The organism is Kribbella sp. NPDC051952 (assembly GCF_040680855.1).
Classification (GTDB): domain Bacteria; phylum Actinomycetota; class Actinomycetes; order Propionibacteriales; family Kribbellaceae; genus Kribbella.
In genome coordinates, this window is record NZ_JBFAXQ010000028.1 from 35,940 (window position 1) to 51,997 (window position 16,058).

Sequence of the window (16,058 nt, forward strand, 5' to 3'; positions counted from 1 at the left end):
ACGTCCGCTTCGTCAGCGCGGTACGTCGCCCCGCCAGCCGCCGGTCTCGTTGCCGCGATCCTCGATGAACTCCTTGAACCGCTGGAGATCACCCTTCACCCGGCCCTCGATCACCCCGAACTTGTCGCCCACCTTCTCCAGGAAACCCTCGGGATCGATGTCCATCTGCGCCGTCACCCGACTCGTGGTGTCGGACAGCTTGTGGAACGTCACGACCCCCGCATGCTGCGGCCCGGAGTCCGACTTCCACGCCACCCGCTCATCGGCATGCTGCTCGGTCACGGTCGTATCGAACTCCCGCGTCGCCCCACCGACCTTCACCACCCAGTGGTTGTGCGTCGCATCCAGCTGACGGATCTCCTCGACACCTTCCATGAACTGCGGAAACGACTCGAACTGCGTCCACTGGTTGTACGCCGTAGTCACCGGCACATCGACATCAATCGACTGCGTAATCGTGCTCATACCCCTACCTCCAAGTATTTCTTCATCTCTAGTCGCCACCCGGTGCCCACCCCACCTGACCGTCACACACTCACGCAGCGACCCCTATGCCAAAGCCACCACTCCTGAGAGGGATTCCGAAGCAGGCACCTTCACGAGTACCCGCCACGACGGTGCTTCGGCCAGTGGGTCAACGCGGTGGACCAGGGAGTTGCCCAGGGGCGATCAGCCGGCTGGGCGGGCATCGTCGATGGTGTCATCGACTCGTAGGAGACATCATGAACAGCACACTCGTAGGCCGGCTGGCGGCGACACCGGGGCTGGTTCGACCCGGGATATCGGAATGGGACATGAAGACCCGGCTGCCTCTCCACCCGCTTTCTGTGGAGAACGCGTACGGCGATCCGCGCCTGCTGCACGACCTCGCCGTACCGGGTGCTGAGTTCGCCGAGCGTCTCGGCGTGGAGGTCATCGTTGGTGCCGAGACCGGTGGGATCCCGCTGGCGGCGGCCGTCGCGCTGGCCGCCGATCTGCCGTTCGCGTTCGTGCGCAAGCCCGGCTACGTGGGACACGAGGAACACGAGCCCCGGATCCGCGGCGCGGAGGTGAACGGCCGACGAGTGCTCCTCGTGGACGACGCGGTCTCCGCAGGCACCGCGATCGAAGCCTTCACTTCCGAACTGCAAGCCGAAGGTGCAGAGGTCGCCGCGGCGTTCACCGTGGTTGACATGCGGGATGTCGCCGGCACCGTGACGCCGACTGCCAAAAGGCTTCCGATCGAGTCGATCGCCACCTATCTCCAGGTGCTCGAGACTGCGACCGAGCTGGGCGTCCTCGACCCGACGGTCCACCAACTCGCGGTCGACGCTCTCGTCAACCACTGGGCAGACGACGACCCGCGCTGGAACCTCCTCGACAACCGCCGCCTGGCCGCAGCGTAAGCAGAGGAGGAATCATGACCATCGCGTACGACGTATTCGTCAGCGAAGCGCCCGCGCAGCAGGGCGCCCTTCCGAACGGAGCTCCGAGGAGTTTCTCTCCGATCGCAAGCACCCTGGTCTACGGGCAGGAGTACGCCGTACTGAGCGACCCCGGCTTCAGCCCGACGGCGGCGCGCGAGCTGGGCGACTGGGTCGCGTCCAGGGGACGCGAGTTGACCGACATCTACATCACCCACGGCCATGGGGACCACTGGTTCGCCGCACAGTTGCTGGCCGACCGGTTCGGAGCTCGCATCGTCGCGTCCGCGGGCGTCATCAAGCAGATGCACGCGAGTGTCACCGCCCGCCCGTTCCTGTGGGACAAGATGTACGACGACATCCCGCCGGCGCCCGTCACCGCGGTGACTGTGCCGGACAACCGCTTCACGCTCGAGGGCCACGAGCTCCACATCGTCGACGTCGGCCACGGCGACTCCGACGACTCCAGCGTGCTGCACGTCCCGGACCTCGGGCTGGTCGTCGCCGGCGACGTGATCTACAACGGCGCCCACCAGTACGTCGGCGACGCCCTGGGACCCGACGGTCTCGCACCGTGGCGGGCTGCGATCGACAACGTCGAGGCACTCGCACCGCGAACCATCGTGGCCGGGCACCTCAACCGACTCGGCGACGACGACGCCGCTCGCCAACTCGCCGCCACCCGGCGCTATCTCGACGAAGCCGAAGCAGCCTTGAACACCGAACCCACGGCTCGTCGCTACTTCAACCACCTGATCGAGCTTCATCCCGATTACGCGGGACAGCTGATCCTGTGGGCCGGCGCTCGCGCGCAGTACGGCGTACGCGAACACCCCGACGACCGGGCCAGGATCGTCGCCGCAGCCTGGCTGTGAACCCGCCCGTTGCGGCGACGCGGTACCGGGTGCGAACCTGACCTAGTTGCATCGTCCACCGATCGGTCCGGGCGGGTGGGCGGCTGGGTTCCCCGGTGACAGCAGGGTGGGCATGGCAGAGAACGGACTGCGTGGCCGGCAGGAGGAGATCGCCGTACTGGCGGGTCTGGTCACCTCCGCACGCACCGGGCGCAGCGAGGTCCTGGTGGTGCGCGGCGAGCCCGGGGTCGGCAAGTCGGCGCTGCTGGACCAGCTCGCCGCCGACAACGACTCGTGCGCGGTGACGAGGGTCGCCGGGATCGAGTCCGAGAAGGAGCTCGCGTACGCCGGACTCCACCAGCTGTGCCTGCCGTTCCTGGAGGGGCTCGAACGTCTCGCCCGGCCACAGCACGATGCGCTCTGTACGGCGTTCGGCCTGCTCGCTGGTCCCGTCCCGGACCGGTTCCTGGTCGGTCTCGCCGTACTCAATCTGCTGTCCGACGCGGCCGCCAAGAGGCCGGTGATCTGCATCGTCGACGACGCCCACTGGCTGGACCAGGTGTCGGCGCAGGTGCTCGCGTTCGTCGCCCGCCGACTGGCTGCGGAATCGGTCGTGATGATCTTCAGCGTCCGCAGCGGCGTCGACCACGAGTTCACCGGACTGACCGAGCTCGAGATTCACGGCCTCGACGAGGCCGACGCCCGCGCCCTCCTGGAGTCGGTGCTGCCGGGGCCGATCGACCCACGGATCCGCGACCGGATCGTGGCCGAGACGCAGGGCAATCCGCTGGCGCTCCTCGAGCTGCCCCGGGCCTGGTCGCCGACCGAACTGGTAGACGGTTTCAGCCACGGCCCGCTGGTCAACCGGATCGAGGAGGGCTTCGTACGGCGAATCGCCGAGCTGACCCCGGACACCCGGATGCTGCTGCTGACCGCGGCTGCCGAACCGCTCGGCGACGCGACGCTGCTGTGGCGGGCCGCCGAGAAGCTAGGGCTGGGTGCCGACCCGGCAGCCGGGGCGATCGAGTCGGGACTGATCACCTTCGGACAGCACGTGCGGTTCCGGCATCCGTTGGTGCGATCCGCGGCGTACCGGATGGCCTCATTGCACGAGCGCCAGGCGGTACATCAAGCACTCGCGGACGTCACCGATCCCGAGCTGTCGCCGGATCGGCGCGCCTGGCACCGGGCTCAGGCAACGGCCCGCCCCGATGAGGACGTGGCCACTGAGCTCGAGAACTCCGCGCTCCGGGCCCAGAGCCGTGGCGGTCTCATCGCGGCGGCCGAGTTCCTCGAACGCGCCGCTCAGCTCACCCCCGACCCGGCCCGACGCGCCGAGCGGACCCTGGCCGCGGCAGCCGCCAAACGCGGTTCCGGCGCCTTGGACGAGGCGCTGCGGCTGCTCAACGCGGCCGCAGCCGGACCGCCCGATACGGTCCGGACCGCCGAGATCGACCGGCTGCGTGGACAGGTCGCCTTCGACCAGGGCCGAGCACGCGATGCGGCCCGTCTACTCCTCGGGGCCGCACGGGAGCTCGATTCCCAGGCGCCCGAGCGCGCCCGGGTGACCTATCTCGAGGCGATGTCCGCGGCGATCTGGGCGAGCGGGCCGGAGGTGCCCGGCATCCTGACCCTGGCAGCGGCCGCCGCTCCCCCGCCGGTCGACTCGGATCCACCGGCCGACCTGCTGTTGCAGGCACTCGCGCTGCGCATCACCAGTGGCTACCCTGCCGCCGCGGCCAAGCTCACCACGGCGTTGGACCGGGCCCGGAGCGGCACTGTGGGCACCGGCGATGTCGGCAGCTGGCTGTGGCTGGCCGGGAACCGAGCCGCCGGCATCATCGCGATCGAGGTCTGGGACGTGGAAGCCGGCCTCGAGCTCGCCGCCCGCCAGGACCGGATGGCGAGGGAAACCGGCGCACTGCTCCAACTACAGTACGCGCTCAACTTCCGCGCGAACCTCGAGTGCCTGACCGGCGACCTGACCGCGGTCGCCGGCCTGATCGAGGAGGATCGCCAGATCGCGGTCGCCACCGGAAATCCACGACTCGGTTATGCGGCCATGATGCTGGCGGCCTTCCGCGGCGACGAGGAATCGGCAACAAGACTCATCGAGACCACTGTCCGGCAGTCCACCGCACAGGAGCAAGGCCGGATGGGAGTCTTCGCGACCTTGGCGAGCGCCGTCCTCAACAACGGCCTCGGCCGGTACGACGCTGCCCGCGACGCCGCGCTCCGCGTCTTCGACCAGGACGTCATCGGATACGGCGTACTCGTCGCCGCCGAACTCGCCGAGGCGGCCTCCCGCACCGGCGACACCAAGCACGTCGAGTCCGCGCTGGCGTGGCTGAACGAGCGCACCGCCGCGACCCCCACCGAGTGGGGACACGGTCTGCGCACCCGCGTCCAGGCGTTGCAGGACGGCGACGAGGACATCTACCGCGCCTCGATCGAGCACCTCAGCCAGACCCCGCTGCGCGTCGAGATCGCCCGCGCGCACCTCCTGTACGGCGAGTGGCTGCGCCGCGAAGGCCGCCGCGTCGACGCCCGTGAACAGCTGCGGACCGCCCATGAGCAGCTGGCTGCGATGGGGGTCGAGGCCTTCGCCGAAAGGGCTCGCCACGAGCTACTGGCCACCGGTGAAACCGTTCGCAAACGTCGGCCGGACACGAGCAACGACCTGACCGCTCAAGAAGCACAGATCGCCGGCCTGGCCCGCGACGGGCTCACCAACCCCGAGATCGCGGCCCAGCTGTTCATCAGCCCACGCACGGTTGAATGGCATCTGCGCAAGATCTTCTCCAAGCTCGGTGTCACCTCACGCCGGCAGCTCCGCGCGGCGCTCGCACGCTCCGCCTGAGCTGTTACACCAGTGTGTTCCACGGGTTCGATGGCGTCGCCTCGGAGCGACTCTCGAAGGAGGAACACCAGAGGAGAGTCAACCGTGGAGCAGAAGCTCGTCGCCGTCGTCGTGCCCGTATCCGATCTGGACCGGAGCCGGCACTTCTATCGGGCGCTCGGATTCCGGCTGGACGAGGACCGCGCGGCCCGCGGCAGCCACCGGATGGTCCGGCTGACGCCGCCCGGCTCGTCGTGCTCGATCATTCTCAGCACCGACACAGCCCCGGGGGCAACCATCGGCGTACTGACGGTCGCCGATCTCGGGGCAACGCTGGCCGAGCTCGAATCCCGCGGTGCCCGGCCGAGCGCGATCGCGCACTGCGCGGACGGGTCCGACTACGCGACGTTCCCAGATCCGGACGGCAACAAGTGGCTGCTTGTCAGCAGTTGAGATCTTCCGGCCCGAGGCGCTTACTGTGGCCATGCCGGCACTTGATGCGTTCTCACACATTTCGCTGACCGTGACCGATCCTGAGCACAGCGCCGACTTCTACAACCGCGTGCTGGGGACTCAGACCGTGTTCTCGACCGGCAGCGACAACGGAACCCTGATCATCGTGGCGCGCGACGCGCTGATGATCGCGCTGCGGGATCATCGCGGGTCGGACGACAAGAGCTTCGACCCCGGCCGGATCGGCCTGGATCACGTTGCCTTCGTGGTGCCGTCTCGTGCGGAGCTGGAGGCTTGGCACGCCAGCCTGACCGCTGCCGGAGTGGTCTGCTCGGCGATCGAATCCAGCCCGTTCGGCTTGCACCTCAACCTGAAGGATCCCGACGACATCGCGGTCGAACTGTTCGTCTCCGAACCAGCCTGAGCCGGACGCACCAGTCGGCCGGAGCTTGGTGGCTCCGGCCGGCTTGGTTGGGTGTGGATCAGCGGGCGGCTTGCTCGATCACCTTGGTCACGGCCGCCGGCTGTGACACTGCGACCAGGTGGGAGGCACCCTTGACCTCGGTGATCTTCGCGCCGGCCCGGTTGGCCATGAAGCGCTCGGCGGCCGGGGCGATCGCGTGGTCACCGGTCGGGATGACGGCGTACTTCGGCAGGGCGGCCGGGGCGGTCTCCTCGACCGGTTCACCGAAGGCGGCGGCTGCGATCGGGCGCTGGGCGGCGACGAACACGGCGGCCTGGCGGGCCGGGACGTCGGCGGCCAGGACCGGACCGGCACCGTTCGGGTCGACCGCGAGGTCGAGGCCACCGGGGTAGCTGATCGTGGTCGTGACCGAACCGAGGTCGCTGCCCGGGAACTGCGAGTTCAGCGCACCGAGGGTCTCACCGGCCTGCGGGATGAACGCGGCCACGTAGACCAGCGACTTCACGCCTGCCGTGTCGCCGAGTTCGCTGACCAGAGCACCGGCGTACGAATGCCCGACGAGCACCTTCGGGCCGGGGATGGTCGCGAGTACGCCGCTCAGGTACGACGCGTCCGACGCGATGCCTCGCAATGGGACTGCGGGAGCGACGACCTGGTAGCCGTCCTTCTGCAACCGGCCCGTCACCTCCGACCAACTGTTGCCGTCGGCAAACGCTCCGTGGAGCAGGACGATGGTCGGTTTCTCCTTGCTGTGGGTTCCCACCGTGGCTTGTGCGGTGGTCGCGCCGGCCAGCAGCACGGCACCGCCGAGTGCGGTCAGCATGACGTTGCGGCTCAGGTTCCGTGCGCTGCGAATCAGGTTCTTCATGATCTTCATGCCTTTACGTGGTTAGTGGTGAGCGCCTCGAGGTTGCGCGCCTCGATGGCCTTAACGGAGTTGTGGAACGGCTTGCCGAGCACGCTCTTGCCGAACAGGCCGAGCACGATCCCGAGGAACCGGCCCTTCAGGTTCTTGCCCTCACGCACGATCCGTACGTCGATCACGGTCGCGCCGTCGGCCCGGCGGGTGAGGGTGTAGGTGTGACCGGACGCGCCGCCCCACAGGTTGGAGTCGGTGGTCTTGAGGACGATGCGGTTCGGGTTCGACCACTCGTAGGACAGCCGTTCCCACGCACTGTCGTTGCCTTCGGTGACGTCGGCGTACGTCGGTCCCTGTGCGTGGACCTCGAGGTGGTCGTCCGAACTGTTGACGAACAACTTCGCCCGGCCCGGCCCGAAGTCGGTGAGCCCGGCAACGAACTGCTCAGGCGTCGAGGTGGTGATCTCGGTGAAATGAATGGTGGACATCTGCGTTCCGTTTCGTGAGGGACTCCCTAGCGGGATCCACTAACCCCACTGTTCGTCCCTCCGGAACCAGTCACACCAGTGATTCCCCCTGGACCACCAACGTGCCCAACACCTGGCCAGTCATTCCCCTGGGCACGTCATCTCGACAGCCACAGCTGGTTAGTTGAGCACAGCAAGACGTCGGCGAGCCGAGGTGAGCTGCTCCCTCCTGGTGCAGGCCTGACTACCGCAGCATTCACAGGCCGGCAAGGAACTGTGAGAAGGAGTCCTGATCTGGCCGCCTAGGTTCGTCTTGTTCGCCAGACTCGACGTCCGATGCCGAGGCCGGCCAACCCACACGCTCCACACAGCCCGACGATGAGGAATGCCTTGGGATTGTTGACCTTCTCCGCCACCGCCCGGCTGTCGGAGGATTGTCCGTCGCCCTCGAGGGCCTGCTGAGGTCGAGGTTGAGCCAGCAAGTTGAGGTCGGTGTCGAGATAGTCGCGAGCTTGTCGGTATTCGAGCACCGTCCAGGTTGCCGGGAGCACGGTGAACGCCGTGCAGATCAGGAGGACCACCGCGAGCGCGATCAGCAACTCCGTGGCCCTGAAGTCGCTCCACCCACCGCCAGGCTCGAACAACGCAGTGCCGGCCAGCACAACGGCGGCCGAGGTGTAGGCGATTCAGGTATCCACCGAGCAGGCTGGTGGACGGCAGCAAGAACACCAGCACGGTCATCGCCGCCGTGAAGGTGTCACCGGCCGCACCGGAGACGTCCGTATGGCCGGACAACACGATGAGACCGACGGCTGCAACCGGCATGATCAGCAGGTCGAGGTGCAACCGGATCCAGCGGCTCGCCACGACTGCTAGCCCTCCAACATGCACGAGTAGTAGCAGTCGAGGTCGAGAGAACCGTTGTAGGTGCACGATTCCCGGTCTCGGTGGGGATGTGGCGCCCGTCAGGACAGGATTCGACGTACTGGCTGGATGAGGCGGCATTCACCATCCACAGCAACTCATGACCGCTCAATGCCAGCAGAACGCTCAAACCAGCGCTCGGCGGCCGATCGGCCGGGGGACCGCCCGACCGCGGATCCAGCATCGCCGCGAACACCCCTCGCGCTTCGATCAAAGGCCGCGGATCAACCCATCCGCTCGCTACCGCCCCGCCACCACTCATCAACCGCCCCCTCATCCGCGGTGCTGACACCGCCGAACATCCCCGCCGCCAGTATTGCGGCAATCGACCAGGGTCTTCCACTGGGTCGATGTGAGTTTCAAGGTGTGAATGTGGTGGTCGACAGGTGGGCCTAGGAGGGAGATCCCGATGACGAGCTTCGACTACGACGTACTGATCGTCGGTTCCGGGTTCGGAGGTAGCGTTTCTGCGCTCCGTGCCGCGGAGAAGGGGTACCGGGTCGGCGTACTGGAGTCCGGCAAGCGGTGGGGCGACGCGGACATCCCGAAGAGTCAGTGGCATCTGCCCGGGTTCCTGTGGTTCCCGGCGGCGGAGCTCTACGGCATCCAGCGGGTCGAGTACCTGGACGACGTACTGGTCCTGTCCGGCGCGGGTGTCGGCGGCGGGTCACATGTCTATGCGAACACGCTGTACGTCCCGCCGAAGCACTTCTTCGACGCACCCGAGTGGGCCGGCATCACCGACTGGGCCGACGAACTGGCCCCGTTCTACGACCAGGCAACCCGGATGCTCGGCGCGGTGCGCTACCCGTACCTGCCGACCGACGTCGACCGCGTCATGCAGCGGGTCGCGACCGAGCTGGGCCGAGGCGAAACCTTCAACAAAGCGCCCGTCGGCGTGTACTTCGGCAGCCCGGGAGTCGAGGCGGACGATCCGTACTTCGGCGGCGCCGGACCACGTCGTACCGGCTGCATCTCCTGCGGCAAATGCAACATCGGCTGCGGCCACAACGCGAAGAACAAGCTGACGACCAACTACCTGTACCTGGCCGAGAGCCTCGGCGCCAGGGTCCACGAACTCCACGAGGTTTACGACCTGGTCCCCCTCGACGGAGGTGGGTTCGAGGTGCACGCGCGGCATCCGGGCTGGGCACAACGAGCCGCTCATCTGTCGCATCACACCTATACCGCCGAACAGGTGATCGTCGCTGCGCACGCGTACGGCTCGTCGAAGCTCCTGCTGCACATGCAGCACGAAGGCCGGCTGAACGGCGTCTCCACACAGCTCGGCCAACGGGCACGGACGAACTCCGAACAACTCCTCGCGATCACCCGCACCCACGAAGAATGGAAACGCGATCCGGACCGGATCCAACTCACCCCGGGATCGGTGTCGATCACCTCCGGCGTCTGGCCGGACCCCGTCACGAGCATCGAGCCCGTCTACTGGGGCGTCGGCAACGACTTGTTCGCGTTCCTGGTCACCTATCACCAGAACGGCGAGCAGAAACACCCGACCGCGGAGTGGATCAAGCAGCTGATCGAGCATCCGACGTCTGTCCTCAGCTTCGACGACCCACGCAACTGGGCCGAGCGGACCGTGGTCATGCTCTGCTCCCAGACGACCGACACGTCGATCGAGCTCTATTGGAAGGACGGTCTGATGCGGAGCCGGCACACAGGTACGCCGCCGGCCGTGCACATCCCCGTCGTCGAACAGTTCGTCGATCGGATGGCGGCCATGATGGGCGCCCACGAAGGAGCGTTGCCGTTCGAGGTGATCAATCGGACCGCGTCGGCGCACTTCACCGGCGGGATCCCGATCGGCGACAGCCCTGACGGGGGCGCGGTCGATCCTTACCAGCGGGTGTTCGGCCAGCCCGGCCTGCACGTCATCGACGGCAGCGTGATGCCGGCCAACACGGGAGTGAACCCATCCCTCTCGATCACCGCGCTGGCCGAACGCGCGTTGTCACTGTGGCCGAACAAGGGAGACGTCGACCTGAGGCCGCCGCTGGGATCCGGGTACGAGCGTGTGAGTCCGGTGATGCCGCACCGTCCCGCCGTACCCGCCGGCGCTCCGGGCGAGCTGCGTCTGGATGCGAAGAAGGCCGACGTCATCCCCGACTACCCGTACTAGGAGCATCCGATGACCGACCTCTCAGCCAGCGCGTTCCGTACCGTCGACTCCGCCGCGGTGATCGCAGACGACGGCGTCGCGCCGTACTACCTGACCCTCGGCGACCGAAAGCTGCGTGTCTCGTTCGCACGCGTCGACGGCCGCATCTACGCCTTCGGCGACCTCTGCACGTGCGGCTCCGAACCGTGCCCGCTCTCCGGCGGGCTGCGCACCGGCTCGACGATCATGTGCCAGTGCCACGGGTCGCGGTTCGACATCGCCACCGGCGCAGTGATCAACGGCCCGGCGACCGAACCGTTGATCGTCTACGAAGTGCAGGAAGAAAACGGCGAGATCCAGATCCTGCTCTGACCTGTCACGGCCGCCTTCCGTGGAGAGCCCGGAAGGCGGCCGCGGTGCTCAGGCCGTAGACCAGGTGCGCGCTGAGGTCCTTGGCCAGGACACGGGGGCTGTACTTCCAGATCGGCTGGTACAGCCCGGCGGCCGGCAGCGTCACGTAGCCACTCCCCCACACACCAGCACCGAACGGCGCGCCGTAGCGGACCTTGGGCTCTGGTGCGGATCCCGCGAGTACGCCGTACAGGGCGCCGTTCGCGATCCCGAAACCCCAGTGCATGACGTTGTTGACCAGCGCGGCCCGGCGGTCGGGCAGCTCACGCTGCAAGAGCCCCTCGTAGAGTCGCTTCCCCACCTGGGCAGGTGCGGGCGCCTCGTCCCAGTTGTGGACGTCGGCGGAGAACTCCCAGTGCGGGAACCCGCTCTTTCCGGTGTCCTTGCGGTAACGCGCGTACAGCAACAGGTCCATCGCGAGCGTGCCCACAGCACCCGCCACCGAACCACGGATCACGGCTCCCAGCGGCGTCGGCGATCCAGCCGGCCTCGAGTGCCGCATACCTCTCATCATGATTCCTCCCTCATAGATCTGATTCAGATCTCAAGAGTGCGCCCGATGAGCCTGTGTCGCGCCCCGGGAAAACCCTGGCTCCGTCACGCCAGGGAACTGGCCCGTGGCTTTCCCTGGTGTGACGACACGTCATCGGCGCGACGGTGGTGGCAGGACAGAGGAGGAATCATGAGGATGTTTCGCGGCGATCACCGAGCTGCCGCCGTACCTGCGCCGAACACCAATCTTGGCTCGCCCGCGGCCGGACCTGACCGTGGCCCGGTCATCGTTCTGGTCCATGCGCATGGCTCGGACAAGGATGCGGTGGAATGGGCCGCCGCAGAGGCCGCCGCGCGAGGATCCGCGCTGCAGATCGTCTACGCGCTCCAGTGGCCCCGGCTGTTGGATCCGCTAGGTATGCCGGCCACGGATCTTCCGGCTCGTGAAGCCGCCGAGGCAGTCGTGTCAGCGGCCGTCCACCGCGCCCACCGAATCGCGCCGTCCGTGCCGATCAACGGCAGCCTGTTCCCCGGCCGGCCGATCGCGGCCCTGGTCGACGAAGCCCGTGGCACAGAGGGAGCGCTCGTCGTTCTCAGCCACAACCGGCCCGGCCGCAACAGGAAGGCCGCCCGATTCGAACGGGCACTCGCACGCCGGTTGTGCCGCCGTACGTCGGCCTCCCTCGCCGTGATCGGGCTGTCGGCGGCAGGCTCTGTCGGGCCCTCTGCCGGGCGCGTGGTCGTCGGAGTCGATGACGACGGTGGGCCGCCAGATGCGGTGGGATTCGCGTTCCGCGCCGCACGACGCCGTGGCACCGGCCTGACCGTCGTCCATGCCACGGGACCGATCGGACACGATGACCTCGAAGACACAGTGCGCATCTGGCAGATGGCCTACCCGGAGATCGACGTCCGCTGGCGCGTCGCGCCCGGACCGGTCGACAGCGTCGTACTCGCGGAATCGGCCGCGGCTGCGCTGACCGTGCTCGGCCGGGTCAGGCACGGGCTGATCCGGCAGGTACTCAGCGGCTCATCGACGTACACCATCCTCCGCCTCGCCCGCGGCTCAGTCGTCCTCGCCGCAGGACAATCAACAACCACACATCACAGGAGAGAATCATGACCACCGATCTCAAGCTCGAAGCTGTCGTCATCCCCGTCACCGACGTCGACAAGGCGAAGGCCTTCTACGAACAGCTCGAATGGCGACTCGACGCCGACTTTGCCTTCGACAACGGCTTCCGGGTCGTCCAGTTCACACCGCCCGGCTCGCCGGCATCGGTCCAGTTCGGCACGAACATCACGACCGCCGAACCAGGCTCGGCCAGCGGCCTTTACCTGATCGTCTCCGACATCGAAGCCGCCCGCGAAGAACTCGCCGTCTTCGGTGTCGACGTCAGCGAGACGTTCCACCCCGAGACACCGGGCGCTCAGTTCCAGCCCGACGACCCGAGCGGCCGCGTCGCCGGACCCGCCGACGAACACGCCAGCTACAGCTCCTTCGCGACCTTCAGCGATCCGGACGGCAACAGCTGGCTGCTGCAAGAGGTCACGACCCGTCTGCCGGGCCGCATCGACACCGCCGAGACGACGTACACCTCGGTCGACGACCTGCAGAAAGCACTGCAGCGCGCAGCGACCGCCCACGGCGAGCACGAGAAGCGCAACGGCGGCGAGTTCGACGAGAAGTGGCCCGAGTGGTACGCCACCTACATGGTCGCCGAACAGTCCGGCGCGGACCTCCCGCAGTAACGCGAGTACGACGCCATCGGAGGCACCGAGTGGCTGGACTGGCTCAGTTATTTGGGCGGGTCCAGCGGGGTGAGACCTGCTCCCATTCTCGGGCCCAGGCGTCGGCTCGGCGGCGGTCCAGTGCGCGGCGAGCCAGTCGGAAGACGCCGTACACCAAGAGCCACGCGACCATCGGCAAGGTGATCCCGACCGGCGGGCGTCCTGGACGGCGTCACGAAAGGTCTGGCTGTGCGGACTTGTTCATGTCGGCTCATCGACCATCTGGAAGGACGGAATCCCTCATGAGCAAGCACTTCCTCGAGGCGGCGGCGCAGGAGTTCGCGGACGCGACGGCGAAACCGCCGTTCCTGTACGAGCTCGGCCCGGACGGCGCACGGCAGGTCCTCGACGACGTCCAAGCCGCACCCATCACCAAACTCGACGTGACCGAGAAGTGGATCACCGTGCCGGCCGAGGTCGGCGACGTGCGGGTCCGCATCGTGCGGCCCGCCGATGCGACCGGCATCCTCCCCACCGTCTTGTACATGCACGGCGGCGGCTGGGTCCTCGGCAATGCCGGGACACACGACCGACTCGTTCGCGAACTGGCGGTCGGGGCGAAGGCCGCCGTCGCCTTCGTGGAGTACGACCGCTCGCCGGAAGCGCAGTACCCGGTCGCGATCGAGCAGGGCTACGCAACCGCACGGTGGATCACCCAGCATGGCTCGACCGAGGGCCTCGACGCCATGCGAATGGCGGTGGCCGGCGATTCGGTCGGCGGCAACATGACGGCGGTGCTGGCCCTGCTCGCCAAGCGGCGGGGCGATGTCAGGTTCGTCCACCAGTCGATGTACTACCCGGTGACGGACGCGGGCCAGGACACCGACAGCTACCGCGAGTTCGCCGACGGTCCGTTCCTCACCGCGAAGGGGATGGCCTGGTTCTGGGACTGCTACCTGCCGGACGAATCCAAGCGCTCCGAGATCACCGCGTCGCCGTTGCGGGCAAGCATCGAGGAACTCACCGGCCTGCCGGAGGCGTTCCTGATAGTCGACGAGAACGACGTACTCCGCGATGAGGGCGAAGCCTACGGACGCAAGCTCACCGAGGCCGGCGTACGCACCACCTGCATCCGCTACAACGGCATCCTGCACGACTTCATGATGGTCAACCCACTCCGTCAGACCGCTGCCACGACAGGTGCGGTCGAGCAGGCCATCCACATCCTCCGCAAAGCCCTCGGCACCGACTGAAACCCGATCCGCAGCAGCCACGCGGCACCTCCCCCGCGCGGCTGCTGTCACGTCCCCAGGCAGCAACCACGTAGTTAGCAACCGCTACGTACTGAGCGGAACTACGCAGCCGGCCACGTCCTCTCGGTGGCGCCAGGACGCGACCGGCACCCGCATCGTGATGACAAGCACACGACGAGTGGGAGAGGAGCCGGGAGCGTGAACGCAACAGCGTCAACGCAGACGTGGAACGACAGGAACGACGTCGCGGTCCCGGCCGCGAGTCCCGCGCCAGCCGGCGGCGACCTTGACGAGGCGGTCGCGACCTTCCTCGGCAGGCGACCGCAGCTGACGGCGATCGCCTGCCGAGTCCTGGCCGGCAGCAGCGAGGCCGAGGACGTCGTACAAGAGACCTGGCTCCGCTGGCAGAAGACCGACCGTACGGTCGTCGCGGACCCGCGAGCATTCCTGGTCACCATGACCACCCGGCTCGCCATCAACGTCAGCCAGTCCGCCCGCCGGCGAATCGCGGCCGCCCGGAACACAAGTGCGAGCTGGGCCAGCTTGAAAGGGTTGGACTAGCGGCGTCGAGCTTCGCGGCGTACGCTCAGCTCGATCGCTCACTCCAGCGCCGCCTGGTCGCGTACTCGCGGCTGGTGGACGGTCAGGTCATAGAGCAGGCGGATGACGTCGAGCATGCCTGGCCGGTCCGTCTCCGTTGCCTCGGGCATGAGCGCGCGCAGCTCCAGCACGTCCGAGTCCAAGGACAGTGGCGGATGCTCTTCGGCGAACGTTTCGACGAAGCGTCAGAGTCCGTACGCCGAAGGGCGTCTGAAGGCCCCGCCCCGCCCCGACCGGACAGACAACTCGGTCATGGGCTCCTCCACTCCATGAGCTGGTGCGAGCGAATGCCGTTCGTCGTCGCTAGCGTGTCTTGGGCGGGGCGTAGCGCGTGACGAAGTCGAGGGCGGTCTGGGCGACCTCTTCCCAGCCGTGGTCGATGGTGAGCGCGTGGCCGCGGTTGGGCATCTTCTTGATCTCGGTGACACCCGGGTTCCGCCGTTGCCGCTTGTACGACGCGTTGGCGATGGCCCACGGCACCGTGTGGTCCTTCTCCCCGTCGAGGATCAACAGCGGGCCTCGCCCGGGGTTCTTGGTATCGACCTTCGACTCGGTCCAGGGGTTCAGGTTCGCGTTGCCCATCTGTGCCAGCGCGATCCCCGACCCAGCCACGTGGTAGGTCTCGTAGAGGTGGTGTGCCTCGTCCTCGTCGAGTGCATTCGCCCAGGCGTACTTGAACTGGTCGAAGGTGAGCGTGATCGCACGGCCCCGGTACGACGGGTTCACCAGAAATGGCCCGCTCGCCTTGAGCGCCGGAATCGGCAGTGGCAGGACGCCCCGGAACACGCCCGGGTCGATCGCGACCGTGGCCGCCGACAGCCCACGACCGGCGAGCATCTGGGCGACCAGTCCTCCAGTCGAGTGCCCCATCACGACGGGCTTCTGCTCGAGCTCGCCTATCACGTCGGCCGTGTGGTCGGCTACCTGCTTGAGTGTCTTCTTGGCGAAGACGTCCGGGTTCTCCCGCGCTTCCGCCACCGTTTCGGGGTCGTCCGGCCAGTCCGGCATCAACGGCGCGTAGCCGGCCTGCTCGAACAGCTTCGCCCAGTTGGCCCAGCTGCTAGGCAGCACCCAGAGGCCGTGGACGAAGACGACTGGAGTGGTCCCGGAGGCATTGGCCGCCTGGATCTCCCGACTCTCCCGCTCTGAAATACGCTTCTCGCGTTCTGTACTGCTCATCACGACCTCCTCGGTCATCGACTGATGCTGTGCCGGACCGTCCGGTCGAT

General features: G+C 67.4%; 17 protein-coding genes. 11 read left to right on the forward strand and 6 right to left on the reverse strand.

Going from position 1 to position 16,058, the window contains the following annotated elements:
- Positions 1-12 precede the first annotated feature (12 nt).
- Entirely contained in the window at positions 13-465 is a 453-nt protein-coding gene (locus tag AB0L70_RS35070; RefSeq protein WP_363691115.1) for an SRPBCC family protein, read from the reverse strand.
- 257 nt (positions 466-722) lie between these two features.
- Here AB0L70_RS35070 and AB0L70_RS35075 point away from each other — a divergent pair, with 257 nt between their 5' ends.
- The 5 genes from AB0L70_RS35075 to AB0L70_RS35095 all read left to right on the forward strand — a co-directional run bounded on the left by AB0L70_RS35075 (position 723) and on the right by AB0L70_RS35095 (position 5,973).
- Positions 723-1,385: a phosphoribosyltransferase family protein gene (locus tag AB0L70_RS35075; protein WP_363691116.1), complete on the forward strand. Its 663-nt coding sequence runs from the start codon at positions 723-725 to the stop codon at positions 1,383-1,385.
- A gap of 14 nt (positions 1,386-1,399) precedes the next feature.
- Entirely contained in the window at positions 1,400-2,278 is an 879-nt protein-coding gene (locus AB0L70_RS35080) for an MBL fold metallo-hydrolase (RefSeq protein ID WP_363691117.1), read from the forward strand.
- A gap of 112 nt (positions 2,279-2,390) precedes the next feature.
- Complete coding sequence (locus tag AB0L70_RS35085) at positions 2,391-5,117, forward strand: AAA family ATPase (protein ID WP_363691118.1); 2,727 nt, start codon at positions 2,391-2,393, stop codon at positions 5,115-5,117.
- 84 nt (positions 5,118-5,201) lie between these two features.
- Positions 5,202-5,549, forward strand: a complete 348-nt coding sequence (locus AB0L70_RS35090; protein ID WP_363691119.1) for a VOC family protein — start codon at positions 5,202-5,204, stop codon at positions 5,547-5,549.
- Positions 5,550-5,580: 31 nt separating this feature from the next.
- On the forward strand, positions 5,581-5,973 hold the full coding sequence (locus AB0L70_RS35095; RefSeq protein ID WP_363691120.1) for a VOC family protein: 393 nt from the start codon (positions 5,581-5,583) through the stop codon (positions 5,971-5,973).
- Positions 5,974-6,031: 58 nt separating this feature from the next.
- Here the strand turns inward: AB0L70_RS35095 and AB0L70_RS35100 are convergent, their stop codons facing one another.
- From AB0L70_RS35100 to AB0L70_RS35110, 3 genes are all read right to left on the reverse strand, one after another.
- A complete protein-coding gene (locus AB0L70_RS35100; RefSeq protein WP_363691121.1) occupies positions 6,032-6,841 on the reverse strand; it encodes an alpha/beta hydrolase in 810 nt (269 codons plus the stop codon).
- Between the two features lie 5 nt (positions 6,842-6,846).
- Positions 6,847-7,320: a hypothetical protein gene (locus AB0L70_RS35105; RefSeq protein WP_363691122.1), complete on the reverse strand. Its 474-nt coding sequence runs from the start codon at positions 7,318-7,320 to the stop codon at positions 6,847-6,849.
- 281 nt (positions 7,321-7,601) lie between these two features.
- Positions 7,602-7,898: a hypothetical protein gene (locus AB0L70_RS35110; protein WP_363691123.1), complete on the reverse strand. Its 297-nt coding sequence runs from the start codon at positions 7,896-7,898 to the stop codon at positions 7,602-7,604.
- A 734-nt stretch (positions 7,899-8,632) separates the two neighbouring features.
- On the opposite strand from AB0L70_RS35110, the gene AB0L70_RS35115 reads away from it, so the two are divergent.
- Entirely contained in the window at positions 8,633-10,363 is a 1,731-nt protein-coding gene (locus AB0L70_RS35115; protein ID WP_363691124.1) for a GMC family oxidoreductase, read from the forward strand.
- A gap of 9 nt (positions 10,364-10,372) precedes the next feature.
- Positions 10,373-10,714, forward strand: a complete 342-nt coding sequence (locus AB0L70_RS35120; RefSeq protein WP_363691125.1) for a Rieske (2Fe-2S) protein — start codon at positions 10,373-10,375, stop codon at positions 10,712-10,714.
- A gap of 4 nt (positions 10,715-10,718) precedes the next feature.
- Here AB0L70_RS35120 and AB0L70_RS35125 read toward each other — a convergent pair whose 3' ends face one another.
- Positions 10,719-11,255: a DUF1440 domain-containing protein gene (locus tag AB0L70_RS35125; protein WP_363691126.1), complete on the reverse strand. Its 537-nt coding sequence runs from the start codon at positions 11,253-11,255 to the stop codon at positions 10,719-10,721.
- 180 nt (positions 11,256-11,435) lie between these two features.
- Between AB0L70_RS35125 and AB0L70_RS35130 the strand changes: the two genes are divergently transcribed.
- The 4 genes from AB0L70_RS35130 (at position 11,436) to AB0L70_RS35145 (ending at position 14,790) form a co-directional block, all read left to right on the forward strand.
- Complete coding sequence (locus AB0L70_RS35130; RefSeq protein ID WP_363691127.1) at positions 11,436-12,368, forward strand: universal stress protein; 933 nt, start codon at positions 11,436-11,438, stop codon at positions 12,366-12,368.
- Positions 12,365-12,997 (forward strand): VOC family protein, encoded by a 633-nt coding sequence (locus AB0L70_RS35135; protein ID WP_363691128.1) that lies wholly within the window; start codon positions 12,365-12,367, stop codon positions 12,995-12,997. The genes AB0L70_RS35130 and AB0L70_RS35135 overlap by 4 nt, the downstream gene beginning before the upstream one ends.
- A gap of 281 nt (positions 12,998-13,278) precedes the next feature.
- On the forward strand, positions 13,279-14,229 hold the full coding sequence (locus tag AB0L70_RS35140) for an alpha/beta hydrolase (protein ID WP_363691129.1): 951 nt from the start codon (positions 13,279-13,281) through the stop codon (positions 14,227-14,229).
- 198 nt (positions 14,230-14,427) lie between these two features.
- The gene (locus AB0L70_RS35145; RefSeq protein WP_363691130.1) at positions 14,428-14,790 is read left to right on the forward strand and encodes a sigma factor; all 363 of its coding nucleotides are present in this window, start codon (positions 14,428-14,430) and stop codon (positions 14,788-14,790) included.
- A gap of 342 nt (positions 14,791-15,132) precedes the next feature.
- On the opposite strand, the gene AB0L70_RS35150 is transcribed toward AB0L70_RS35145, so the two are convergent.
- On the reverse strand, positions 15,133-16,026 hold the full coding sequence (locus AB0L70_RS35150; RefSeq protein WP_363691131.1) for an alpha/beta hydrolase: 894 nt from the start codon (positions 16,024-16,026) through the stop codon (positions 15,133-15,135).
- Positions 16,027-16,058 lie beyond the last annotated feature (32 nt).

Excerpts from the sequence above, each read along its gene's own strand:
- AB0L70_RS35070 (WP_363691115.1), bottom strand. The coding sequence starts at position 465 with ATGAGCACGATTACGCAGTCGATTGATGTCGATGTGCCGGTGACTACG.
- AB0L70_RS35075 (WP_363691116.1), top strand. The coding sequence starts at position 723 with ATGAACAGCACACTCGTAGGCCGGCTGGCGGCGACACCGGGGCTGGTT.
- AB0L70_RS35080 (WP_363691117.1), top strand. The coding sequence starts at position 1,400 with ATGACCATCGCGTACGACGTATTCGTCAGCGAAGCGCCCGCGCAGCAG.
- AB0L70_RS35085 (WP_363691118.1), top strand. The coding sequence starts at position 2,391 with ATGGCAGAGAACGGACTGCGTGGCCGGCAGGAGGAGATCGCCGTACTG.
- AB0L70_RS35095 (WP_363691120.1), top strand. The coding sequence starts at position 5,581 with ATGCCGGCACTTGATGCGTTCTCACACATTTCGCTGACCGTGACCGAT.
- AB0L70_RS35100 (WP_363691121.1), bottom strand. The coding sequence starts at position 6,841 with ATGAAGAACCTGATTCGCAGCGCACGGAACCTGAGCCGCAACGTCATG.
- AB0L70_RS35105 (WP_363691122.1), bottom strand. The coding sequence starts at position 7,320 with ATGTCCACCATTCATTTCACCGAGATCACCACCTCGACGCCTGAGCAG.
- AB0L70_RS35115 (WP_363691124.1), top strand. The coding sequence starts at position 8,633 with ATGACGAGCTTCGACTACGACGTACTGATCGTCGGTTCCGGGTTCGGA.
- AB0L70_RS35120 (WP_363691125.1), top strand. The coding sequence starts at position 10,373 with ATGACCGACCTCTCAGCCAGCGCGTTCCGTACCGTCGACTCCGCCGCG.
- AB0L70_RS35125 (WP_363691126.1), bottom strand. The coding sequence starts at position 11,255 with ATGCGGCACTCGAGGCCGGCTGGATCGCCGACGCCGCTGGGAGCCGTG.
- AB0L70_RS35130 (WP_363691127.1), top strand. The coding sequence starts at position 11,436 with ATGAGGATGTTTCGCGGCGATCACCGAGCTGCCGCCGTACCTGCGCCG.
- AB0L70_RS35135 (WP_363691128.1), top strand. The coding sequence starts at position 12,365 with ATGACCACCGATCTCAAGCTCGAAGCTGTCGTCATCCCCGTCACCGAC.
- AB0L70_RS35140 (WP_363691129.1), top strand. The coding sequence starts at position 13,279 with ATGAGCAAGCACTTCCTCGAGGCGGCGGCGCAGGAGTTCGCGGACGCG.
- AB0L70_RS35150 (WP_363691131.1), bottom strand. The coding sequence starts at position 16,026 with ATGACCGAGGAGGTCGTGATGAGCAGTACAGAACGCGAGAAGCGTATT.